Annotated in this window: 22 protein-coding genes; 10 read left to right on the top strand and 12 right to left on the bottom strand. The window is 40.6% G+C overall.

Annotation, left to right across the window (positions count from 1 at the left end):
* Nucleotides 1–10 precede the first annotated feature (10 nt).
* Nucleotides 11–487, bottom strand: a complete 477-nt coding sequence (locus P255_RS03945; protein ID WP_004903777.1) for a hypothetical protein — start codon at nucleotides 485–487, stop codon at nucleotides 11–13.
* A 309-nt stretch (nucleotides 488–796) separates the two neighbouring features.
* Complete coding sequence (lysS, locus tag P255_RS03940) at nucleotides 797–2,326, bottom strand: lysine--tRNA ligase (RefSeq protein WP_004903775.1); 1,530 nt, start codon at nucleotides 2,324–2,326, stop codon at nucleotides 797–799.
* A 262-nt stretch (nucleotides 2,327–2,588) separates the two neighbouring features.
* Between lysS and P255_RS03935 the strand changes: the two genes are divergently transcribed.
* Entirely contained in the window at nucleotides 2,589–3,101 is a 513-nt protein-coding gene (locus tag P255_RS03935) for a YqiA/YcfP family alpha/beta fold hydrolase (RefSeq protein WP_035365001.1), read from the top strand.
* Between the two features lie 46 nt (nucleotides 3,102–3,147).
* Here P255_RS03935 and P255_RS03930 read toward each other — a convergent pair whose 3' ends face one another.
* Nucleotides 3,148–3,696 carry an adenine phosphoribosyltransferase gene (locus tag P255_RS03930; RefSeq protein WP_004903772.1) on the bottom strand — a complete coding sequence of 183 codons (549 nt, stop codon included), beginning with the start codon at nucleotides 3,694–3,696 and terminating at the stop codon, nucleotides 3,148–3,150.
* Between the two features lie 400 nt (nucleotides 3,697–4,096).
* Here P255_RS03930 and rubA point away from each other — a divergent pair, with 400 nt between their 5' ends.
* The 8 genes from rubA (at nucleotide 4,097) to P255_RS03890 (ending at nucleotide 11,403) form a co-directional block, all read left to right on the top strand.
* Nucleotides 4,097–4,261: a rubredoxin RubA gene (gene rubA / locus P255_RS03925; protein WP_004753313.1), complete on the top strand. Its 165-nt coding sequence runs from the start codon at nucleotides 4,097–4,099 to the stop codon at nucleotides 4,259–4,261.
* A gap of 63 nt (nucleotides 4,262–4,324) precedes the next feature.
* A complete protein-coding gene (locus P255_RS03920) occupies nucleotides 4,325–5,500 on the top strand; it encodes an NAD(P)/FAD-dependent oxidoreductase (protein ID WP_004903770.1) in 1,176 nt (391 codons plus the stop codon).
* A 22-nt stretch (nucleotides 5,501–5,522) separates the two neighbouring features.
* A complete protein-coding gene (locus P255_RS03915; protein WP_004903768.1) occupies nucleotides 5,523–6,461 on the top strand; it encodes an alpha/beta fold hydrolase in 939 nt (312 codons plus the stop codon).
* 15 nt (nucleotides 6,462–6,476) lie between these two features.
* Nucleotides 6,477–7,379: a LysR family transcriptional regulator OxyR gene (gene oxyR / locus P255_RS03910; RefSeq protein ID WP_004753318.1), complete on the top strand. Its 903-nt coding sequence runs from the start codon at nucleotides 6,477–6,479 to the stop codon at nucleotides 7,377–7,379.
* A 231-nt stretch (nucleotides 7,380–7,610) separates the two neighbouring features.
* Nucleotides 7,611–8,405: a ChbG/HpnK family deacetylase gene (locus tag P255_RS03905; RefSeq protein ID WP_004903766.1), complete on the top strand. Its 795-nt coding sequence runs from the start codon at nucleotides 7,611–7,613 to the stop codon at nucleotides 8,403–8,405.
* Nucleotides 8,402–9,373: a glycosyltransferase family 2 protein gene (locus P255_RS03900; RefSeq protein ID WP_004903764.1), complete on the top strand. Its 972-nt coding sequence runs from the start codon at nucleotides 8,402–8,404 to the stop codon at nucleotides 9,371–9,373. The genes P255_RS03905 and P255_RS03900 overlap by 4 nt, the downstream gene beginning before the upstream one ends.
* Complete coding sequence (locus P255_RS03895) at nucleotides 9,373–9,756, top strand: GtrA family protein (RefSeq protein ID WP_004903762.1); 384 nt, start codon at nucleotides 9,373–9,375, stop codon at nucleotides 9,754–9,756. Before P255_RS03900 ends, P255_RS03895 begins: the two co-directional genes overlap by 1 nt.
* 9 nt (nucleotides 9,757–9,765) lie before the next feature.
* A complete protein-coding gene (locus P255_RS03890; protein WP_004903760.1) occupies nucleotides 9,766–11,403 on the top strand; it encodes a glycosyltransferase family 39 protein in 1,638 nt (545 codons plus the stop codon).
* Between the two features lie 97 nt (nucleotides 11,404–11,500).
* Here the strand turns inward: P255_RS03890 and gyrA are convergent, their stop codons facing one another.
* The 4 genes from gyrA to P255_RS03870 all read right to left on the bottom strand — a co-directional run bounded on the left by gyrA (nucleotide 11,501) and on the right by P255_RS03870 (nucleotide 17,314).
* On the bottom strand, nucleotides 11,501–14,200 hold the full coding sequence (gene gyrA / locus P255_RS03885) for a DNA gyrase subunit A (protein WP_004903758.1): 2,700 nt from the start codon (nucleotides 14,198–14,200) through the stop codon (nucleotides 11,501–11,503).
* A 400-nt stretch (nucleotides 14,201–14,600) separates the two neighbouring features.
* Complete coding sequence (locus P255_RS03880; protein WP_004903757.1) at nucleotides 14,601–15,533, bottom strand: FAD-binding protein; 933 nt, start codon at nucleotides 15,531–15,533, stop codon at nucleotides 14,601–14,603.
* 17 nt (nucleotides 15,534–15,550) lie between these two features.
* Nucleotides 15,551–16,300: an electron transfer flavoprotein subunit beta/FixA family protein gene (locus P255_RS03875; RefSeq protein ID WP_004903756.1), complete on the bottom strand. Its 750-nt coding sequence runs from the start codon at nucleotides 16,298–16,300 to the stop codon at nucleotides 15,551–15,553.
* 408 nt (nucleotides 16,301–16,708) lie between these two features.
* On the bottom strand, nucleotides 16,709–17,314 hold the full coding sequence (locus tag P255_RS03870) for a LysE family translocator (RefSeq protein ID WP_004903754.1): 606 nt from the start codon (nucleotides 17,312–17,314) through the stop codon (nucleotides 16,709–16,711).
* Between the two features lie 114 nt (nucleotides 17,315–17,428).
* Between P255_RS03870 and P255_RS03865 the strand changes: the two genes are divergently transcribed.
* Entirely contained in the window at nucleotides 17,429–17,923 is a 495-nt protein-coding gene (locus P255_RS03865) for an Lrp/AsnC family transcriptional regulator (RefSeq protein ID WP_004903753.1), read from the top strand.
* 3 nt (nucleotides 17,924–17,926) lie between these two features.
* Here the strand turns inward: P255_RS03865 and xerC are convergent, their stop codons facing one another.
* The 5 genes from xerC to lptM form a co-directional block, all read right to left on the bottom strand.
* Complete coding sequence (xerC, locus tag P255_RS03860; RefSeq protein WP_004903751.1) at nucleotides 17,927–18,838, bottom strand: tyrosine recombinase XerC; 912 nt, start codon at nucleotides 18,836–18,838, stop codon at nucleotides 17,927–17,929.
* 16 nt (nucleotides 18,839–18,854) lie between these two features.
* Entirely contained in the window at nucleotides 18,855–19,676 is an 822-nt protein-coding gene (locus P255_RS03855; RefSeq protein ID WP_004903748.1) for an enhanced serine sensitivity protein SseB C-terminal domain-containing protein, read from the bottom strand.
* A 250-nt stretch (nucleotides 19,677–19,926) separates the two neighbouring features.
* Entirely contained in the window at nucleotides 19,927–20,772 is an 846-nt protein-coding gene (dapF, locus tag P255_RS03850) for a diaminopimelate epimerase (protein WP_004903746.1), read from the bottom strand.
* A gap of 6 nt (nucleotides 20,773–20,778) precedes the next feature.
* Nucleotides 20,779–22,029, bottom strand: a complete 1,251-nt coding sequence (lysA, locus tag P255_RS03845) for a diaminopimelate decarboxylase (RefSeq protein ID WP_004903745.1) — start codon at nucleotides 22,027–22,029, stop codon at nucleotides 20,779–20,781.
* A gap of 15 nt (nucleotides 22,030–22,044) precedes the next feature.
* A complete protein-coding gene (gene lptM, locus P255_RS03840; protein WP_004753348.1) occupies nucleotides 22,045–22,251 on the bottom strand; it encodes an LPS translocon maturation chaperone LptM in 207 nt (68 codons plus the stop codon).
* Between the last annotated feature and the right edge of the window lie 34 nt (nucleotides 22,252–22,285).

Genomic DNA, 22,285 nt, shown 5'->3' with positions numbered 1-22,285 from the left:
GCGGTTTTTTTCAGGCATGGAGCTCAATTAAAGCATCCAAAACCATCTCATAATGTATCTGAATATCTTCTAGCAAGATTGTGTAAGCATTATCAAACTGTACCATTGGAAAACCTTCTTTCCAGAATGGAAAAATATTGTCCAGATCATGCGTTACAATCGCATCTTCATACACAATACTTTGTGCAATCCAAGACAAAATTTGTGCCGTTTCAGCTCCATCTATCGCTGTATAATCAATATCATGCTGTTTGAATACACGCACGCGGTCTTTTTTATAGCGTACTTTTTTTGCTTGCCCTGCATTTAAACCAAATGCCAACATCACCGCTTGTAATAGGTGATCTTCAAATGCCTGATTTAATTCAAGCAGAGCCTGTTTGTAACTTTCCTGACGTTGTGCTTTATTGCTACGCTGTAAGACTTGATTGGCTGATTTTGCCAACTCGACCTGTTTCAAGGAGATTAGTTGTTGCTGAAGGCTCATTTTATCTTTCCAAAAAATAAGCCGTAAATTATACGTCGCATCGGGCTGACAAGCATTAGCTATTTTTAAATTCTCGCCCCTTTTCTACTATAAATAAGTGCGTACCTGTAAATAATCCATTAACCTGCAATCAAAAAATAATCCGATTTTATTAAGACAGCTATCATGAAATTAAATAAAAATTATTTTACCTCCTAAATAAATAAGCAAAATCTTTTTCAGATCTATCTTCAAAAAAACCTGATGAGCATGCATAAAAAATCCCCCTGATATGCAGGAGGATTTTTATAACTAATAAATTAGTTGAAATTAAGCATCTTTACGGCGCATGTGCGGGAATAACAACACATCACGAATACTTGATGCATTCGCAAATAACATCACTAAACGGTCAATACCAATCCCTTCACCTGCTGTTGGAGGTAAACCATATTCTAATGCTTCAATGAAGTCCGCATCGTAATGCATTGCTTCATCATCACCTGCATCTTTTTCAGCAACCTGTGCCTGGAAACGCTCAGCTTGGTCAATCGGGTCATTTAACTCACTAAAGCCATTTGCCAACTCACGACCACCAATAAAGAACTCGAAACGATCTGTAATATGCGGATTATGATCATTACGGCGCGCTAGTGGAGAAGTTTCTGCTGGATATTCAGTGATGAAAGTCGGTTGACGCAATTGAGTTTCAACAGTCTCTTCAAATACGATGGTTTGCAATTTACCCAAACCGAAACCTGGTTTCACTTGTTCTTTCAACTCTTCACGCACAAAGTTTGCCAAGAATTCGCGATCATTGACATGATCTGGTGTAAATGTTGGGTTGTGCTCAAGAATCGCATCAAACATTGAGATTTTTTTGAATGGGCCTTTGAAGCTATAAACTTCATCACCATATGGCACGTCAGTTGAACCTAAAATATCGATTGCTAGTTTTTCTAGCATATTTTCAGTCAACTGCATCAAATCTTTATAGTCAGCATAGGCTTGGTAGAATTCAATCATCGTGAATTCTGGGTTATGACGAGTCGAAACCCCTTCATTACGGAAGTTACGGTTAATCTCAAATACGCGCTCAAAACCACCTACTACAAGGCGCTTCAAATAAAGCTCAGGCGCAACACGCAAATATAAATCCATGTCCAGAGCATTGTGATGTGTCACAAATGGACGTGCTGAAGCACCACCAGGAATGACATGCATCATTGGGGTTTCAACTTCCATAAAACGCTGAGCTGCCAAGAAATTACGAATACCTGCAACCACTTGCGCACGGATTTCGAAAGTTTTGCGTGTTTCTTCATTGACGATCAAATCAAGATAACGCTTACGATATTTCGCTTCAGTATCACTTAGACCATGAAATTTGTCTGGAAGCGGACGTAAAGATTTGGTTAATAGTTCAAATTCTTCCAAGTGAACATACAAATCACCTTTACCTGAACGGCCAATGTAACCACTTGCCGCAACAATATCACCCAAATCCAAAGATTTAATGGTACTTAAAGTGTCTGCTGGCAAACCTTTGCGGTCTACATAAAGTTGAATACGACCTGTCATGTCTTGCAATACGATGAACGAACCACGGTTCAACATCACACGACCTGCAACTTTCACATAAACGTGTTCACCCGCTTCAATCGCAGCTTTATCTAAATCTTTAAACTGCTCTTGTAAGTCGCCAGCATAATGCTCACGCTTAAAGGTATTTGGCCAAGGGCTTGTACCTGTCTCTTTAGCACTTTCCTTGATTTGCTTTAACTTGGCATGACGCTGTGCAATTAAATCGTTTTCGGAAATAATGGGTTCAGAAGTCGATTGAGCGTTGTGTTGCGTCATCTCTGCCTCGAAAAAGTAGTTGAAAAATGAAGTCCCATAGCATAGCAGAATTCGCGCTTTTTTCGAAAGAATTCTTGAAAATCGGTTCAAAAAATCATCCCAGTTATGCAACTTTAGTCTAAAACAAAATCTTTTTAGACCTTTCGCTAGCTCACATAACTACTCAAGCAACGTAAAATATGGCAGAAACCGCAAACATTTTAAGACCAAATGCATGTTTCTAGCTGACTTTTCTACATTATCCTGTGATGAAACCAACTCGATGAAGATGAATAATGCCAAAATTCTATTCCTGCACGGATTGGATTCATCTAAGGAATCCAATAAATTCCATGCAATTCAAGCAAAACAAAAATTTTGTATAGACGTCGATTATCGTAATTTAAGTTTTCAAACGGTTGAAATGCTCTACCAAAACATTATTGAAAAAATTAAACCAGATTTATTGGTGGGACATGGCGTTGGAGGGTATTGGACACTGAGAATGTCTTATCAGTTTCATTTGCCTGCAATTGTGGCCAATCCAAGTCTTGCACCCAAATTTCGTGATGATTACCCTGCTATTGAAGAAAAAGACTTAGATCATGACATCCCGCAGTTTGCCTATTTAGAATTGGGGGATGAAATGCTCAACATGTATCAAACACAACAAATTTTAGAGCGTTTCATGATTGTACACACCTATACAGGTGGCTATCATCGACTTGAACACCCAGAAAACATTAATTTGCTCGTTCAGCAATTTGAGCAAAATTTTCAGCCATCACCAAAATAAAAAATGCCGATCTAAGATCGGCATTTTTTGAATTCTGTTTTAGTGCTTACGCAACAGCTTCTTCTTGCTGTGGTTTTTCGCTTTCACGAACAACCGACCAAACATCCAAACCAATATCTTTATGTGCAGTGTCTAAGTCCAACAGAATTGTTGCACCCAAAACATTGAGCTGGCATTTGTTTGCTAATGTTTGAACTGCCTTTAATGTACCACCTGTTGCCAAAATATCATCAACCAAAATCACGTTTTGGTTTGGCTGAACATCAGCTGACATTTCAAGTTTGTCTAAACCATATTCCAAGCTGTAACCCACACCCACAACTGGCGGCGGTAATTTTCCTGCTTTACGCACTAAAATTAAACCTTTGTTTAAACGTTGTGCCAAGAAACTTGCCAACACAAACCCACGCGCTTCTACAGCAACAAAGCTGTCTACAGCTTCTATTTTGTCTGCTGGGATACTTGCAACCAAAGCATCGGACAATGCTTCAATTTGATTCACCAACAACGGTGTCAAATCATAAAAACAAATCCCGGTTTTTGGGAAATCTGGAATGGTACGAATATGAGACCAAAAAGTTTGAGCAAAGTTCATGGCAGGAGAATATTAAGCTATCGATTTGAGCTAATTTTAACCAATTAAACTAAAAAAAACTATTATTTTTTATTCAATTAACGTTTTTTAGCCTAAAAACAAATATAAGTTATTGATTTATAATTAAATTTATTTTTACATGAATAAAATCCCGATAATATTCTATGCATTTTTATTTTTTTTGCATTACCACCTTAGTCTAAGACATAAAAAATATGAGCTTCATCTTATTATTACTTCTTTTTTAAGACGTAATCTTCCAAGAATTTCTTTACTTTACAGTACAACAAGGTAAAAATTTCAAGATAAGAACCTGTAAACTACAATGATCAGGCTTCCCCTTATAACAGTACTGCTGACAGGCATTTTTTGGTTACCCATCAGCATTTTGGAGATACTCATGAAAAAATATCAATGCATCGTTTGTGGATGGATTTACGACGAAGCAACGGGCTGGCCAGAAGATGGCATTGCTCCTGGGACAAAATGGGAAGATGTACCCAATGACTGGACCTGCCCAGACTGTGGAGTATCCAAAGCAGATTTTGAAATGATTGAAGTATAAAACCGCTCAAGACCATGTTTGAACATGGTCTTTTTACTTAAGAAAAACATTTTGGAGAATATTATGCAGCCTATTGTGATTGTGGGTTCGGGTATGGCGGGTTATACCCTGGCACGTGAATACCGAAAATTAAACAAAGAACAAGAACTGATCATGATCTGTGCTGATGATGCAGCAAGTTATGCCAAGCCAACATTATCAAATGCCTTGGCAGGCAATAAACAGCCTGCTCAGATCGCACTTGCAGATGCAACCAAAATGGCTGAGCAACTCAACATGCGCATTGAAACACATGCTTGGGTCAATCATATTGATGCTGAAAAGCACCAGTTAAGCTATGTGCAGAATCAACAAACTGTCGAACTGGGTTACAGCAAACTCATTTTAGCTGTGGGAGCAAATCCAATTCGTTTAGCGATTTCTGGCGATGGTAGTGATGATATTCATGTTGTGAATTCACTCACCGATTACCGCGCATTTCGCGAGCAGCTAGATCAAAAACAAGATAAACGGATTGCCATTTTAGGCGCTGGGCTAATTGGCTGTGAATTTGCCAATGATTTACAGCACACAGGCTATCAAACAACTGTTATTGATTTAGCACCACAACCGCTTGGTCGTCTATTGCCACAATATGTTGCTGAAGAATTTCAAAAGAAACTGCACGAGAGTGGTATTAAGTTTATTCTTGGCACAACCGTTGAGAAAATTAGTAAAGTTAAGCGACATTACGTCGTGACACTCGAAAATGGTCATAGCCTTGCAGCAGATCTCGTGTTATGTGCGGTGGGCTTACAGCCGAATATTGATATTGCCAAGCATGCCAAGATTGAAACCAGTCGCGGAATTCTGACCAATAGTCTAATGGAAACCAATCAGCCCGATATTTATGCTGTCGGTGACTGTGCCGAAGTGAATGGACTTTTATTGCCATACGTGATGCCAATTATGCAACAAGCACGTGCGTTGGCAAAAACTTTGGTAGGTCAACACACTCATGTTCACTACCCTGCTATGCCAGTTGCGGTTAAAACACCTGCTGCTCCACTCACTGTATTGCCAGTACCACATAATGTCGATGTGAATTGGGAAACTGAACATTTTGAAGATGGCATGTTATCTAAAGCTGTCGATAGTGAAGGAACCATTCGTGGCTTTGTACTGCTTGGCGCAACAGCAGCCAAACAGCGTTTAGCGTTGACCAAACTGGTGCCTGATTTAATTCCACCACAAGCATAATCACACTTCATGGATGCTCACAATGAATCAAAATATTGTGTTTAGCCCATCACCATATAGTAAGTATATGCGTGAGGCACAAGTTGATCTCGGCAATGGCATACAATTGCATATTGAAATGGGTGGCAACCCCGAGCATCCATGTATTTTGCTGATTATGGGTTTAGGTGGGCAACTGATTCTTTGGCCAGATTTTTTTTGCAAATCACTGATTGATCAAGGTTTCTGTGTCATTCGCTTTGATAACCGAGATATTGGTTTATCTAGCAAAATTACCACAGAGCCGCAAAACTCCCATCATTTACTCAGCATGATGGCACGTTTTAGTGTTGGACTTAAAAATCATGGTGCGCCATATACTCTGGAAGATATGGCCGATGATGTTGGCTTACTGCTCGATAAACTGGACATTAGTCAATGTAACCTGATTGGAGCTTCAATGGGTGGCATGATTGCCCAGATTGTGGCAGCAAAATATCCAGAAAAAATTAGTAAGCTAGGGTTACTGTTCACCAGTAACAATCAGCCACTGCTACCCGCACCTGGTATCAAGCAGCTTAAACTGATGATCAGCAAACGCCCAACACAAGAAGATGAAATCATTCGGCAGAATGTACAGCTTTACAAGATTATTGGGTCACCCAATTATATTAATGTCGAAGAAATCCGACTATTTGCACGTAAAGCTTATTTTCGCAGTTACTACCCAAATGGTGTATTGCATCAATTACTGGCGATCTTATGTACAGGATCATTACTCAAGTGGGATCAACAAATTCAACAACCTACGTTAGTCATTCATGGTGCAAGTGACCGATTATTACCACCTAAACATGGTCGGGTTGTTGCAAAAGCAATTAAAGCAGCAAAATTTGAATTAATTGCCGGAATGGGGCATGATATTCCACCACATTTTATCCCTCAATTGAGTGGTTTATTCGCACATCACTTTAAACCTTAAAAGTATCAGGACACTATGGCTGCATTACCCTCTTTAAGACAGCTTTCTTATTTAGTAACACTGTCTGAAACATTGCATTTTACCGAGGCAGCACGTCGCTCTTTTGTAACCCAGTCGACTTTATCTGGCGGCATTATGGAGTTAGAACGTTTACTTGGTGGTGTTTTGGTTGAACGCGATCGCCAAAATGTACGTTTAACACCTTTAGGGGAACAAGTGGTTGCGCGGGCTCGGGTTTTACTTGCAGATGCTCAAGATCTCATGCGGCTCAGCCGGGAAATGAGTGAACCACTCACTGGCGATTTACATTTAGGGATTATTCCAACCATTGCTCCTTTCATTTTGACGCAGTTGCTTGATGAAGTGCATCATTATTTACCTAAAATCCAGTTACATCTGCATGAAGCTCAAAGTGAAAAGATTGTTGAAAAACTGGAACATGGTAATCTGGACATGATTGTCTTGGCCCTGCCATTTGACACACGTGGACTCAAAGTTGCCGAGATTGCCAAAGAAAATCTGGTCTTGGTACATCATAAAGCAGATCAGCAATGTATCCGCGCGAGTAACCTTGATGATCTTGATCTCTCTCGCTTGATGTTACTTGAGGAAGGTCATTGTCTACGCGATCACGTCTTAAGTGCCTGCCCAATTGGCGAGCGTAAAAATGATCACCGATTAAAAGCCAGCTCTCTTCCAACTTTAGTTGAAATGGTATCGTCAAACTTAGGCTATACCTTATTGCCTGAAATTGCCTTACAACGCCCGATGTTACAATACCATGCGGATTTGCAAGTCAAACATATTGAGGCGGCACCTGTACGCACTATCGCGTTAGTTACCCGTAAAAGCACACCATTACACAATGAATTTAATGTTTTGGTTGACGTTTTAAAGAAAATTGTACTGTCTCAATAATTCATCTTCCCCATTCTAAGGTTACATGACTTTAGAATGGGACTAAAACAGCTCGGATTTGCAATGTATTTAGATCGTCTAAGCTCATTGATTAAATCACTTTTTACTCTGTAACAACATTTTCTCCAGTTTACACTTAAGTTGTTCTTAAGGGATACTGAGCATATTAGACGCATCTTTTATTTTGTAGATATTTGATATGATTTATAATAATGCAAGCGAGTGTCTAAAATGACACATGTCTGCTACTGCGCCGATGATTTTGCTTTACATCCAAGTATTTCTACGGCAATCATTGAGCTGATTGCACAACAGCGGCTGCACGCGACATCTTGCATGACCCAATCACCTGACTGGTCACAAGCGGCACAGCAATTAAAACCTTATGCTGCTCAGGCGGATTTAGGGTTACACCTCAATTTTACCCATGCTTTTGATGACAAGACTGTCGCTTTTCCCTTAAATACACTCATGGTTAAAGCATGGCTTCGATTACTTGACCGTCAACAGATTCGCGATAGCATCACCGAGCAATGGAATGCTTTTATCGAAGCGTTGGGGCAAGCACCTGACTTTATTGATGGGCATCAACATGTTCATCAGTTTCCAGTGATTCGTGAAGTACTGATAGAGTTTTTAAAAGAACAGAATTTTAAAGGCTGGGTAAGAAATCTCCGGCATACTCTTGTAGTTTCACCCTATCAGTTTAAAACATATATGCTCATGCAATTAGGTTCAGCAACCCTTAATCACTTATGTATGCAAAATAACTTTAAACAAAATCAATTTTTTGCTGGAATTTATGATTTTCAGCAAATTGATTATGCTCATCTGAACCAAAAATGGTTAAGCCAAGCGCAAGACAATCTTTTGATTATGTGTCATCCTGCGCAGGATTTAATAAAAAATACTGATCCAATTACAATAGCACGGCTACAAGAATATCGGTATTTAGCATCTGAACAATTTGCAATTGACTGTCAGAATTATCAAATTACTCTTTCACGTATCGGAGTAAACGCATGAGAACCAATCCATTTCTATCTTGTGTGATTCCTGCTTATAACGAAGCAGGAAATTTACCCCAGTTTATTCCAGCTTTGGCTGCCAAATTAGACCAGTTAGATCTTGCTGGTTATGAAATCATTGTGATTGATGATGGTAGTAAAGATAACACCTTAGATGTTTTATACAGTTTAGTTGAGAATTACCCTCTGCGTGTATTGGAACTCTCTCGTAATTTTGGTAAAGAAGCTGCACTCAGTGCAGGTTTAGATCATGTTACAGGAGATATTGCATTATTGATTGATGCCGATTTTCAGCACCCGATTGATGAAATCCCAACCATGCTCAATTTATGGCGTAATGGCTATGACATGGTCTATGGTATTCGCAGCCGTAATACCGAATCTTGGCTCAAACGCGTTTTCACCCATGCTTATTATAAATTAATGAGTTTTAGTACTTCCGTTGAAATCCCTGAAAATGCAGGAGATTTCCGTTTAATTGATGAAAAAGTAGTTAAAGCCATTCAAAACTTACCTGAAAAAAACCGCTATATGAAAGGTTTGTACGCGTGGGTGGGTTTTAAAAGTATTGGACTACAATTTTCTGAACAAGAACGTCAGCACGGGACATCAAGTTTCAATTTCAAATCCCTGTTTAACCTTGCCATTTCTGGATTAACGGGCTTTTCAGATTTACCGTTAAGAGTCAGTACTTATCTGGGCGCATTGCTCGCATTTATGGCGATGGCATATGGTTTCTGGATAATTCTTAAAACACTCATCGAAGGTAGTAGTGTTCCAGGTTGGGCAACGCTTGTTGCTGGCATGACATTGCTTGGTGGAATTCAGTTACTATTTATTGGTATTCTTGGAGAATATATCGGACGTATTTATACTGAAGTTAAAAATCGTCCTAAATATATTGTTGCTGCAGAATACTCTAAAGCTAAAAATTCATCATCAACATCTGATAATAAGACCTCCTAATGCTTGCTCATGTTCTTACATTTGCTCGCTTTGGGATCATTGGTGTGCTTGCGGCATTGACGCATTACGCTATTGTGATTCTACTGTTTGAGCAAATGCATATCGCTTTAGCGTATGCCAATCTCATTGCTTTTTGTCTTGCTTTTTGGGTAAGTTACTTTGGGCATCGACATTTTACATTTCAAGCTCAGCAGCTTTCACATCGGCAAACCTTACCTAAATTTTTTGTCGTTGCAACTTTAGGTTTTGGATTCAATGAAAGTTTATTGCTTATTTCACATCACTATCTAAATATTTCACTATCCATTTTGGTCATTATTGCGATTTTTCTTACTGCAATTTTTACCTTTTTATTGAACCGATTTTTTGCATTCCAGCATTGAGGCTATGTTATGCAACCTTTACTTAGATCATCTAAATTATTACTGATTTTGCTACCGATCTGGCTATTCATCACTTCCGTCATCAGACCAATGTCAGTACCTGATGAAGGACGTTATGGAGATATCAGCCGGGCCATGTTTGAAACTGGCGACTGGCTCACACCACGTATCAATGGCTTTCCATTTATGCATAAACCTCCTCTCTTGCACTGGATCAGTTCAGGTTTGATGGAAATTTTTGGTGTGCATTTATGGGTATTACGCTTAGTGCCTGTACTTGCTGGCACTTTAATGTTAGTCAGTCTATTTTTCTTTGTTCGCAAATATATCAATGAGCGTGTTGCCCAGCTCAGTGCACTAATTCTAGCAACCAGCTTACTGTTTTTTGGCAGCAGTCAGTATGTGAACCACGATTTACTGGTTGCAACATGGATGACACTGACCGTTTTCTGTTTTGCAGATTTTACTTTGTCTGGGAAAAAATCGATTTTATTCCTAGGCTATGTTGCCTGTGCTGGCGGCTTTTTGAGTAAAGGACTAATTGGTGTATTGGTTCCAGGAATGGTGATTTTGCCATGGGTGATTTATTGTAAAGAATGGAGAAAAATCCCATCTTTACTGAATCCACTGGGCATTTTGCTCTTTATTTGTCTAGTCGGTCCATGGCTGTATTTTGCGCAACACCATTATTCAAATTTTTTAAACTATTTCTTTATTGACCAACAATTTAGCCGCTTTAGCTCGTCAGGATTCAATAATAAACAACCTTGGTTTTTTTATTTGGTCATCTTATTGATCAGTTTCTTACCTTGGTTACTCGTGACAGGCTTTAAAGGCGCGAAACAACATATTCGTACTGTCGTTCCATCGCCAATTCTTGCTTTACTGCTCTGGTGGTTCGTTTCTGTCACGATCTTTTTTTCAATTCCGCCATCAAAATTAGCAGGTTATATTTTACCTGTCGTTGCCCCACTGACGATTCTCATCACAGCATGGGTGCAGCAGACACTAACCTTACCTAAAAATAAATTACAGATTTTTGGTGTTTCAATTTTTGTATCCTTAATGGGACTCGCTATATTGATTACACCACATGTCATGAAAACTAATCATGATTTTTATTTTCAGCGTATTGGTCTTATTTCTCTGCTCGGCGCAATTTTAACAGCTAGCCCATGGGTGTTTCTGGCCTGTTATAAAGCTAAAAAGATCTCTTTTTTACAAGCGACAGTACTTAGTCTGCTGGTGCTATGTTCAAGTGTTCCTTTTGCAGTTCGATTGTTCGATACGAAAACCAATTCTGACCAGTTACAATTTCAGCAATATCTACATGGTAATACGCAGCTAGTGTTCTATCGCTACTACTTTTATGATGTGCCATTTTTACTGGATTGGAAATCACCTATATATTTGGTAAATAACTGGGATGCTGTTGGGGGAGATAATTCGGCTGTAGAAATCAAAGATGGCTTATTATTTGAACCCGAGTTAAAACGCAATTTATGGAACGATGCGACCTTTGAGCAGGCTTTGAAAAACAAACAGCCTTTGATTGTGATTAGTCGCCCAGGTGAGTTTAAATCTCCTGACCCTCAGGTTAAAGTATTGCATCAACGTAATTATGACGTGTTTATATTTAATCAATAACAAAAAAGAGGAAGCCTAGGCTTCCTCTTTTATTTTGACCTGTAGACCTCATTCTGAAAATAAGTACCACCTATTTCAGAATGAGGCAGATCTGGATTTATTCTTCTGTATTGTCTACTTCTTCAGTTTCAACAGATTCATTCACTTCACTGATGTCGAGTTCAATTTCATCTTCCTCAACGGCATCAATAGCTTCAACACCAACCAGTGTTTCATTTTCACCCAAACGAATCAGACGAACACCTTGTGCATTTCGCCCTGTAGTTGCCACTTCAGACGCACGAGTACGCACTAAAGTACCACCATCGGAGATCAACATGAGCTCTTTGGTTTCATCAATCGCAACTGCACCGACCAACTCACCATTACGCTCAGAAGTTTTAATCGCAATAACGCCTTTACCACCACGTTTTTTGGTCGGGAAGTCATCGACTGGTGTACGTTTACCATAACCGTTTGCACTCGCACACAGCACTTCACCTGTTTCAGGGACAACGACTAACGATACAATGCGGCTGATCACATTCAAATCTGCGCTGTCTTCAGTATCATCCGTATCATCATTTTCGGTTTCAGTGTCATCCACCTCAAGTGCAGTTGCAGCAAGAGCAACTCGCATACCACGTACACCTTTTGCAGTACGCCCCATTGCCCGCACATCAGTTTCAGCAAAACGAATGGCTTTACCTTCATTTGAGAACAGCATAATTTGCTGATTACCATCAGTAATCGCAACGCCAATCAAGGTATCTTCTTCATTAAGCTCAATTGCACGCAAACCATTAGCACGAATGTTTGCAAATTGCGCCAATTCCACACGTTTTACTGTACCCGATGCTGTTGCCATGAATACATAGTGGTCTTCTGGGAACTCGGTCAACGGAAGAATTGCGGTAATCGTCTCATTGGCATCAAGTGGTAGCAAGTTAACCATCGGACGACCTTTCGCCCCACGTGAAGCTTGTGGAACTTCAAATACTCTCAGACGATAAACTTTACCCACATTGGTAAAGCACAGTACTGTTGCATGGTTAGACGCTACAATCAGATGTTGAATATAGTCATCTTCTTTCATGCTGGTTGCAGATTTACCACGACCACCACGGCGTTGAGCCGCATAGTCAGAGAGTGGCTGCGTTTTTGCATAACCCGTTTTAGAAACGGTGAGTACGACTTGCTCTTCTGGAATAAGATCTTCACGGCAGAAATCAACGCGAGATTCCACAATTTCTGTACGACGAGCATCGCCATATTGTTGCAAAATCAGTGCTAATTCTTCACGAATAACATTCATCAACAAGTTAAAATCATTCAAAATAGCTGTAAATTCAGCAATCTGAGATAAAATCTCACTATACTCTGCATGAAGTTTATCTTGTTCTAGACCTGTTAAACGATGTAAGCGCAACTCTAAAATTGCGCTAACTTGAGTTGGCGACAAACGGTAACGCTGATCAATCAAACCAAATGGACGGTTTGGATCTTCACCCTCAATTTCATCTGGACGAACTGAAATCGCGCCTGCTTTTTCCAGCAAGCTCACTACACCACCCGCAGCCCACTCGCCTGCTTGTAGGCGTTCACGTGCTTCTGCTGGGTTCGCTGAAGTTTTAATCGCTTCAATGATGGCATCGATATTCGCCAATGCAACCGTCAAGCCTTCCAAAATGTGCCCACGTTCACGTGCTTTACGCAATTCGAACATAGTACGACGTGTTACGACTTCCTGACGGTGACGAATAAACGCAGCAATGATATCTTTCAGATTCATTAACTTTGGTTGACCATTGTCGAGACAAACCATGTTAATGCTGAACGAATTTTCAAGCTGTGTATTCAGGAACAGGTTATTGACCACGACTTCAGCATTTTCACCACGCTTTAAGTCAATCGCAATACGCATACCGTCTTTATCAGACTCATCGCGCAGCTCTGAAATTCCTTCAAGTTTCTTTTCTTTGACCAGCTCAGCAATACGCTCAATGACTCTCGCTTTGTTGACCTGATATGGAATCTCAGTAAAGACGATCGTGGTACGGTTTGTTTTCTCATCTTCTTCAAAATGATACTTACCACGAATGTGCAAACGACCTTTACCTGTACGGTAAGCATCGACGATGCCTGATTTACCGTAAATAATGCCGCCTGTTGGGAAATCTGGACCACTGATATGATCCATCAAACCCTCAATAGAGATATTTGGATTATCTGCATAAGCAAGGCAGGCGTGAATCACTTCGGTCATATTATGCGGCGCCATGTTGGTCGCCATACCGACTGCAATACCCGCAGCACCATTGATCAGTAAATTTGGAACACGTGTAGGTAAAACTTGAGGAATACGCTCAGAGCCGTCGTAGTTATCTTCCCAATCGACCGTGTCTTTTTCAAGATCGGCCAGAAGCTCATGAGCAAGCTTGGTCATACGCACTTCGGTATAACGCATTGCAGCAGCGCTATCGCCATCGATTGAACCAAAGTTACCTTGACCATCGACCAACTGATAACGCAAGCTAAAATCTTGTGCCATACGTACGATGGTTTCATACACCGCAGAGTCGCCATGCGGGTGATATTTACCGATCACATCACCAACTACACGGGCAGATTTTTTATAGGCCTTGTTATAATCATTGCCCAACTCATGCATCGCATATAGCACACGACGATGAACAGGTTTGAGACCATCTCTCACATCTGGCAATGCACGAGAGACAATCACACTCATGGCATAATCAAGATACGAGTGCTTGAGTTCATCCTCAATGGCAATCGGTCGGATTTCCGATACGCTCATGCATACTCCTTATTATATTGACCATTTATCATCGATAAGCAGCCAAAAAACTTGAAAAAATTCAGAAAAATTAGTGAAAAAATTATCACTAAAACTGAAAAACATAACGCGATATTTTAGCATATTCGCCTGTGTTTTGTGGTGCTCCAAGCCCATAGAATCACATTTCTCTTATAAAATTCCTCTGATTTTTGCTGATTTTTTACACATACTTTTGAGTATTTTTTTGATAATGTTTTTTTTATCCAATTCGCCCAATTTGGAAGGATTCTTCGAGCCCAAATTGAGATTTTTCTCTGAATATATTTGTAATTTTTAACTTCAAGGAAAATTGCTCAAACACAAATTTTAAGTATAAAAAAACTCTGCACGAAGCAGAGTTTTTTTTTAAATGACTCAATTAAAGCTTAGATACCAGTTCAGGTACAACTTCATTCAAATCACCCACTAACCAGTAGTCTGCAACCGCATTGATTGGTGCTTCTTCATCCTTGTTGATCGCAACGATCACTTTAGAATCTTTCATACCTGCCAAGTGCTGAATCGCACCAGAGATACCAACCGCGATATACAAATCTGGTGCAACAATCTTACCTGTTTGACCCACTTGCATGTCGTTTGGTACGAAGCCTGCGTCAACAGCAGCACGAGATGCACCTTGCGCTGCACCCAGTTTGTCTGCCAATGGATCAAGGACTTTGTGGTAGTTTTCACCCGAACCCACACCGCGACCACCAGATACCACGATACGTGCAGCTGAAAGCTCTGGACGTTCAGTTTTTACGATTTCTTCTGAAACGAATTTTGATACGCCTGCATCTTTAGCTTCGCTCACTGCTTCAACAGCTGCTGCACCACCTTCTGCTGCAACCGCATCAAAAGCTGTAGTACGTACAGTCGCAACAATGATTGCTTCTTCTGATTGTACAGTCGCAATTGCATTGCCTGCATAAATTGGGCGTTTGAAGGTATTTGCTGATTCAACCGCAATGACATCACTCACCATGCTCACATCCAGCAAAGCTGCAGCGCGTGGCAAAATGTTTTTACCCGTTGTGGTTGCTGCTGCCAAAATGTGGCTATAGCCTTTACCCAAATCAGCAATTAATCCGGCAACGTTTTCTGCTAGTTGGTTGGCATAAACTGCATTGTCAGCAAGTAGAACTTTGCTAACGCCTGCAACTTTTGCTGCTGCATCAGCAACAGCTTGTGCACCTGAACCTGCTACAAGAACAGTGATGTCGCCACCAATTTTTTGCGCTGCTGCAACAACGTTTAAAGTTGCGCCATTTAAAGTTTGGTTGTCGTGCTCAGCGATGACTAAAATACTCATGATGTTATCCCTGCCTTTTAGATCACTTTCGCTTCATTTTTAAGTTTATCAACAAGCTCATCTACAGATTTCACTTGTACGCCCGCTTGACGTTCTGCTGGTGCTTCAACTTTTAAAGTTTTCAGTTTGCTACCTGTAGCTACGCCATAGTCCGCAGGAGATTTTGTATCCAGCGGTTTTTTACGTGCTTTCATAATGTTCGGCAAAGCCGCATAACGCGGTTCATTCAAACGCAAGTCAGTGGTAATGATTGCAGGCAAGTTCAGTTCGATTGTTTGTAAACCACCGTCAATTTCACGGGTAACTTGAACTTTTTCACCTTCAACTTTCACTTCAGATGCAAATGTAGCCTGACCTACACCTAAAAGTGCTGCCAACATTTGACCAACTTGGTTAGAGTCATCATCAATGGCTTGTTTACCCAAAAGAATCAATTGTGGTTGTTCTTGTGCAACAACACCTTTCAGGATTTTCGCAACTTCTAAAGCACCTAGCTCATCGGCTGTTTCAACCAAGATGCCACGGTCAGCACCAAGTGCCATAGAAGAACGAATTTGTTCCTGAGCTTCTTTTGCACCCACTGAAACCACTACGATTTCAGAAACAATGCCTTTTTCTTTTAAGCGAACCGCTTCTTCAACTGCGATTTCACAAAATGGGTTAATTGACATTTTTACGTTGGTTAAATCAACACCACTATTGTCCGGCTTAACGCGAACTTTAACGTTGGCATCGACCACACGTTTGACAGCAACAAGAGCCTTCATGTATTCCTCGGCTGTAGTATCCAATGATCTAGAAGAAAAGTGCGATACTTTTCAAAAATTCGTTTCGTTGCCTATCTTGCAATGCGTTTGGCATTTCGGTCAAGTCACAATTTCTCAACAGAGACTGAAATTATGTTAAAAACGTGAATTGGCCAGTTCAAAGAAAAGCTTTACGCGACATATTCTACCTGAGTTTATATTAATTTTTAAGATAAAAAACAATGATTTAAAAAATTAAACTCATAGGTCATTTTTATCAAAATCATCAATTTTCCTCATGATCAACATCAGAAATACCCACATCTACTGATAAGTTGAGCAAAAAATAATCTCGACGATATTGTCATAAATACGATATTCACAAATATAAAAAAGCCAGCAATATGCTGGCAGAAAAACGTTTTTAATTTAGTGAGCCATGAGCCATGTAGCCGCCAGCATAATCATGCTCGCAGAGGTGGCATCGACCCATTTTTGTTTACGCTGATCAAAACCTGCTTTCTCTGTCACTTTGACCGCAATAAATGACAACACTAAATATACGATAATACATGAGCTTATAAAAATTAAAGACAAGAGCAAGCCTTCAACTACAGGGTTGCCTTTGCTGTGCATAAATTGCGGCAAGATCGCAAAATAAATCAGCATGACTTTGGGGTTAAGCAATGAAGTTACAAAACCTTTGCGAATGGGGTTATGAGTCTGTGCCGCTGATAACCGAATACCTTTACTTTGAAATGCTGAACGAAATAACTGAATTGAAAGGTACACCAAATACGCAACCCCAAAAAATCGAATTGCATTAAATAGCATCGGATAGGACACGATAATCGCGGAAATTCCCAGGGCAACCAGGACCGAATGCACCAGATAGCCAGAACACACGCCAAAAGTTGCCATCATGCCTGACTTAAAATCTTTACCCATCGCCTGTGAAAGTACAAATAACATATCGGGCCCTGGCGTTAAGACCAGCGGAATGATGGTGAGTGCAAATAATGTAAAGTCAGACATCGCTTTTGCCTTTAAAACAACAAAATAAAGTCTCTATATTGTCCAAAAAAACCAATCAAATAGGATTGCAAATATTCTATAATTTAAATATTTTTTCGAATTTAATTCTAATTTATGAAACAAATAAACAAGTCTATATCAATAAAACTTGATCGTATCGACAAAAATATTATTCTTCATTTACAACAGAATGGACGAATTCAAAACAACGATCTGGCCAAGCAAGTGGGACTATCTCCCTCATCTTGTTTACGGCGTGTAAAACTTCTCGAAGAAGCAGGCGTGATTCAGAGTTATACCACTTTGGTTGACCCACAAAAGGTCGGTTTCTCTTTGATTTTATTTTCTCGGATTTGGCTGATTGGTCAGGATGCAGAAACTATTGACTGTTTTATTGAAGCCATGAAAGAGTTGCCGCAAGTCATGGAGTGTTACATCATCTTGGGTGAATGTGATGCCATGCTCAAAGTGGTGGTTCCTGATCTGGAAAGTTACCGCAAGTTTCAGTCCAGTCATTTGACCAAAAAAAATGGTATTACCAGTGTGAAAACCGATTTACCCAGCCAGATTATTAAGCAAAGTTATCAGTTACCTTTGGACGAATACTAGGCTTTACTTTTGCGCGCGCGGATGTGCCTGATCATAAATTTGCGCTAGATGATCAAAATCAATATGCGTATAGATTTGTGTCGTGTTCAAGTTGCTATGCCCGAGCATTTCCTGAATACCACGCAAGTCACCACTTGCCGAAAGCAAATGACTGGCAAAACAATGCCTGAGTAAATGTGGGTGTAAATCAACATTTACCCCTGCCCGTAATGCTTGGGCTTTGACACGATTTTCAATCTGGCGCGGCGTCAGACGCGTACCACGCTGAGAAATAAACACGGCACTATTTGGTTGCAAAGCCTGTCCCATCCAAATTGCTGCCATTTGCAACCAGCGATGCAAGCTCTGCTTGGCTTTTTGTCCAAAAGGCACAATACGGGTTTTATCACCTTTACCCGTTACACGTACCTGCTGTCGTTCAAAATCGAGATCTTGCAGATTCAGGCTTTGTAATTCTGCCAAACGCAAACCACTAGAATAAAGCAATTCCAGCATAGCTTTATCCCGCAGCCAGAGCTGTTGCTCTAAAGGTTTTTCGGGTGCAGGCTGTTCCAAAATTTGTAAAATGGTTTCAATATCCAGCATACCGGGTAGCGCCCGTGGCTGGCGCTTTAAACGGAAATCTTTGGCTGGATTTTGGGCAATTTTCTGCTGCTGCTCAACCCATTGCATAAACTGGCGAATTGCACTTAAAGCGCGCTGCAAACTACTGGTTGCCAGTTGTTGCCGTTCCACTTTTTCTGCCAAGTATTCACGCAGATCTGCCGAGGCAATATTATTGAGGTCTAATTTCTTGCGCTGGCAAAAATTGAGAAAATCCCGGACATCACGTTCATAAGCTGACAATGTATGCTCGGACTGCTGCTGAATTTTACGAGAATTCAGCCATATATGAAGCAACTCGAACATATCCATGAGATCAACCTATTTATTAAGAAAAAAATCGAGTTAGCATACCACGGCGTTTTTCAGGTTGTTCACGCTGATAAAATGGTGTGGTTTCTTCACGCATATAACGACTGAGACCATCACTTTTTTGATCATCAATAATCGTCAAATCTACAAGGCTTGGTTGATCTAGACTTTCAAAGGCAACTTGGCCAACCTGCTGAATCAACTGATCCAGTTGCAAGGGTTGCTGCATATCCAGTTGCAAGCCAATCATTAAAGTCGGTTCAGCATCACGCTGTGGGTTATGCATCAGTGCCAGATACGCTGCTTGTACCTGCGGCTTGGTTTGCAAGAATTTTTGTAACTGTAACACCATCTTATAAGGATATTCTGTTGGTTGTCCAAGTAAAACCTCTGTGTCTTGCTGGACTTCATAACTTTCGACTTGCCCTACATCAATGTGTAAAAGCTGACGAATCTCACTTGGGCTAAATTCTTTGCCATAAGGTGACATCGGGTTCAGTACCAATGTATCGCCAAGTGTCATTTCAAAAAACTGCTGCGTTGGAAGATATAAATACGAATGTTCTTCTTCAATCGACTGCTGCAAGGTTTTTAGTGACAAGAAAAATGGTAATGCTTCCGTTCCATCCGCTTTTTTCCATTTTTGTAGATGCAATTCATCCCCTTTTTTCAGGTGAATTTGCTCGGTTTGCATCGGCTGAGTCGTTCGATCTGTAACCCCTAAGCAGTAAATATGCCCGATCAATAATTGTTGTAAGAATTCTGGGCGGTATGCAGGTTCTTTGGCTGCTTTTTCTAATAATTGCTCAAGTTGTTGTTCCTGCATTTGATTTTGCATAATTTTACTCTAGGCAGTATGATTTTTTTAATGCTTACAGTATGAAAAACTTCCATTACATAATCAAGCAGCTTCAAGGTCAAAAAATTAACTAGATAGCACGAATGATGTTGCAAACACTTCAACATCAAATGGTTGATAAAGATTAAATACGAAAAAGAAACGACGAGATCTATTATGTTTATAAAAATAAAGTGAAGCATTAAATCCCCCAAAACCAGACCTTGATCCGGGCTTGGGGGATGACAATTTAGCTTTGGAAATAGCGTAAATCAAAACGTCCTTCATAGACGTTAGCTGTTGGACCAGTCATCCAGACTACATCACCATCACGCCACGCAATATGTAATGAGCCACCTGCAAGCTGAATTTCGACTTCATTCGCCAACAAGCCACGGCGCATAGCGCTGACTGCTGCCGCACATGCTCCCGTACCACAAGCCAATGTTTCACCGACTCCACGCTCAAACACACGTAAACGCGCATGCTTTTCATCCACAATCTGCATAAAACCAGCATTAACACGTTCAGGGAAACGCGCATGTGATTCAATTTGTGGTCCCAAGTTTGCAACATCTGCTGTCAAAACATCAGGCACAATGGTCACTGCATGTGGATTGCCCATATTCACAACATCAATCAACAGGTTCTGACCATTTGCCAGATCAAGGCGATAAAGTTCTTCTTGCTCATCGGCAACAAATGGAATTTCCTGCGGTAAGAATTTTGGATAACCCATATTCACCCGCACCCATCCGTTTGGCCCCAATTCAGGCTCAACAATACCTGCCTTGGTCTGTACTTTCATTTTAGTTTTATGCGTCAATTGACGTTCGTGTACAAAGCGTGCAAAACAACGCACACCATTACCACATTGCTCAACCTCAGAACCATCTGCATTGAAAATACGGTACTTAAAGTCGACGTTTGGAAAATCAGGTGGCTCAACAATCAAAAGTTGGTCAAACCCAATACCAAAATGGCGATGCGCCATACGCTGAATAGTTACGGCATCCAAGTAGGCGCGCTGACGAATCAGATCAATCACCACAAAGTCATTGCCCAAACCATGCATTTTGGTAAATTCTAACAACATCAACAATTACTCCTGAGGCAATAAACGCTCTTTTTCCCATAAAGATTCTATGCTTTCACGCTCACGAATGACATATGCCCGATCACCATCAACCATCACTTCGGCAGCACGACCACGACTATTGTAATTCGAGCTCATGACAAAACCATACGCCCCTGCACCCAGTACAGCCAAGGTATCATTTTCCTGTAGAGCCAACTCGCGGTCTTTACCTAAAAAGTCACCTGTCTCACAAATTGCACCCACAACATCCCATACTTTAGCTTCTGTATCCTGATGTGGCGTTACAGACTGGATATCCATCCACGCTTCATATAACGATGGACGAATCAGGTCATTCATAGCCGCATCGACAATAGCAAAGTTGCGGTGATTGGTCGGTTTCAATAAATCAACTTTGGTCAGGAGCACACCCGCATTGGCACTAATGCTTCGACCTGGTTCCATATAGACTTTTAAGCCCAATTTTTCTAAAGCAGGACGCAATGCATTAGCATATTCAGCAACAGTTGGCGGCACTTCGTCTTTATAAGTGACACCCAGACCACCACCGATATCGACATGCTTTAACTGGATCCCTAGCGTTTTAAGCTGTTCGATCATCAGCATAACGCGATCCAGTGCATCGACAAATGGCTGAGTTTCTGTCAACTGTGAGCCAATATGACAGTCAATTCCCACAACATCCAAATGTTCAAGACTGTGCGCATATTGATAAGTTTCAAACACGCTATCACTTGGAATACCAAATTTATTTTCTTTCAAACCTGTCGAAATATAAGGATGAGTTTTAGCATCAACATCAGGATTTACACGTAAAGAAATCGGCGCTTTTTTACCTAAACGCGCCGCCACTTTGTTAATACGATCTAGCTCAGCGTGTGATTCAACATTGAAACAGGCAATCCCAACATTCAGGGCTTTTTCAATATCCGCTTCAGATTTACCCAAACCTGAAAAGACCACTTTACTTGGATCACCACCTGCTGCCAGCACACGAGCCAGTTCGCCACCTGTGACAATATCAAATCCCGCACCCAATTTTGCCAAGACATTTAACACAGCTAAATTTGAGTTTGACTTCACCGCAAAGCAGATTTGATGATCAATAAAGCTAAACGCCTGATCCATATCTAAATAATGCTTTTCAAAGCTGGCTTTTGAATACACATAAAGCGGTGTAGAAAATTGCTGTGCAAGCTGTTCCAAAGAACATTGTTCAGCATGCAAAACCCCTTGAATGCGGGTAAAACTCATGATAAATCCTTAAAATTACTGAACTTTAGAAGATGGTGTAGACGCTGAGGTATTGACTTCAGATGCAGCATTTGGCTGTTCATGACGATGGTAAAGCAGATACTTTGGACGAGTATCCAAATTTGGATCGTTTGGTAACTGTAAATCTCCAGCCTGCCCACACCCCACCAAGCTTAGACCTGTCGCCAGCAAGCTAATCACAGCAATCATTTGACGCATCATAGACATCACCTGTATGTAAACTGAAAAGCAGTAT

It is taken from the genome of Acinetobacter brisouii CIP 110357, assembly GCF_000488275.1.
GTDB classification, from domain to species: Bacteria; Pseudomonadota; Gammaproteobacteria; order Pseudomonadales; family Moraxellaceae; genus Acinetobacter; species Acinetobacter brisouii.
Note: the sequence above shows the minus strand (reverse complement) of the source record. Positions and strands in the feature narration are given on the sequence as shown.

Excerpts from the sequence above, each read along its gene's own strand:
- P255_RS03945 (WP_004903777.1), bottom strand. The coding sequence starts at position 487 with ATGAGCCTTCAGCAACAACTAATCTCCTTGAAACAGGTCGAGTTGGCA.
- lysS (WP_004903775.1), bottom strand. The coding sequence starts at position 2,326 with ATGACGCAACACAACGCTCAATCGACTTCTGAACCCATTATTTCCGAA.
- P255_RS03935 (WP_035365001.1), top strand. The coding sequence starts at position 2,589 with ATGAAGATGAATAATGCCAAAATTCTATTCCTGCACGGATTGGATTCA.
- P255_RS03930 (WP_004903772.1), bottom strand. The coding sequence starts at position 3,696 with ATGAACTTTGCTCAAACTTTTTGGTCTCATATTCGTACCATTCCAGAT.
- rubA (WP_004753313.1), top strand. The coding sequence starts at position 4,097 with ATGAAAAAATATCAATGCATCGTTTGTGGATGGATTTACGACGAAGCA.
- P255_RS03920 (WP_004903770.1), top strand. The coding sequence starts at position 4,325 with ATGCAGCCTATTGTGATTGTGGGTTCGGGTATGGCGGGTTATACCCTG.
- P255_RS03915 (WP_004903768.1), top strand. The coding sequence starts at position 5,523 with ATGAATCAAAATATTGTGTTTAGCCCATCACCATATAGTAAGTATATG.
- oxyR (WP_004753318.1), top strand. The coding sequence starts at position 6,477 with ATGGCTGCATTACCCTCTTTAAGACAGCTTTCTTATTTAGTAACACTG.
- P255_RS03905 (WP_004903766.1), top strand. The coding sequence starts at position 7,611 with ATGACACATGTCTGCTACTGCGCCGATGATTTTGCTTTACATCCAAGT.
- P255_RS03900 (WP_004903764.1), top strand. The coding sequence starts at position 8,402 with ATGAGAACCAATCCATTTCTATCTTGTGTGATTCCTGCTTATAACGAA.
- P255_RS03895 (WP_004903762.1), top strand. The coding sequence starts at position 9,373 with ATGCTTGCTCATGTTCTTACATTTGCTCGCTTTGGGATCATTGGTGTG.
- P255_RS03890 (WP_004903760.1), top strand. The coding sequence starts at position 9,766 with ATGCAACCTTTACTTAGATCATCTAAATTATTACTGATTTTGCTACCG.
- gyrA (WP_004903758.1), bottom strand. The coding sequence starts at position 14,200 with ATGAGCGTATCGGAAATCCGACCGATTGCCATTGAGGATGAACTCAAG.
- P255_RS03880 (WP_004903757.1), bottom strand. The coding sequence starts at position 15,533 with ATGAGTATTTTAGTCATCGCTGAGCACGACAACCAAACTTTAAATGGC.
- P255_RS03875 (WP_004903756.1), bottom strand. The coding sequence starts at position 16,300 with ATGAAGGCTCTTGTTGCTGTCAAACGTGTGGTCGATGCCAACGTTAAA.
- P255_RS03870 (WP_004903754.1), bottom strand. The coding sequence starts at position 17,314 with ATGTCTGACTTTACATTATTTGCACTCACCATCATTCCGCTGGTCTTA.
- P255_RS03865 (WP_004903753.1), top strand. The coding sequence starts at position 17,429 with ATGAAACAAATAAACAAGTCTATATCAATAAAACTTGATCGTATCGAC.
- xerC (WP_004903751.1), bottom strand. The coding sequence starts at position 18,838 with ATGGATATGTTCGAGTTGCTTCATATATGGCTGAATTCTCGTAAAATT.
- P255_RS03855 (WP_004903748.1), bottom strand. The coding sequence starts at position 19,676 with ATGCAAAATCAAATGCAGGAACAACAACTTGAGCAATTATTAGAAAAA.
- dapF (WP_004903746.1), bottom strand. The coding sequence starts at position 20,772 with ATGTTGTTAGAATTTACCAAAATGCATGGTTTGGGCAATGACTTTGTG.
- lysA (WP_004903745.1), bottom strand. The coding sequence starts at position 22,029 with ATGAGTTTTACCCGCATTCAAGGGGTTTTGCATGCTGAACAATGTTCT.
- lptM (WP_004753348.1), bottom strand. The coding sequence starts at position 22,251 with ATGATGCGTCAAATGATTGCTGTGATTAGCTTGCTGGCGACAGGTCTA.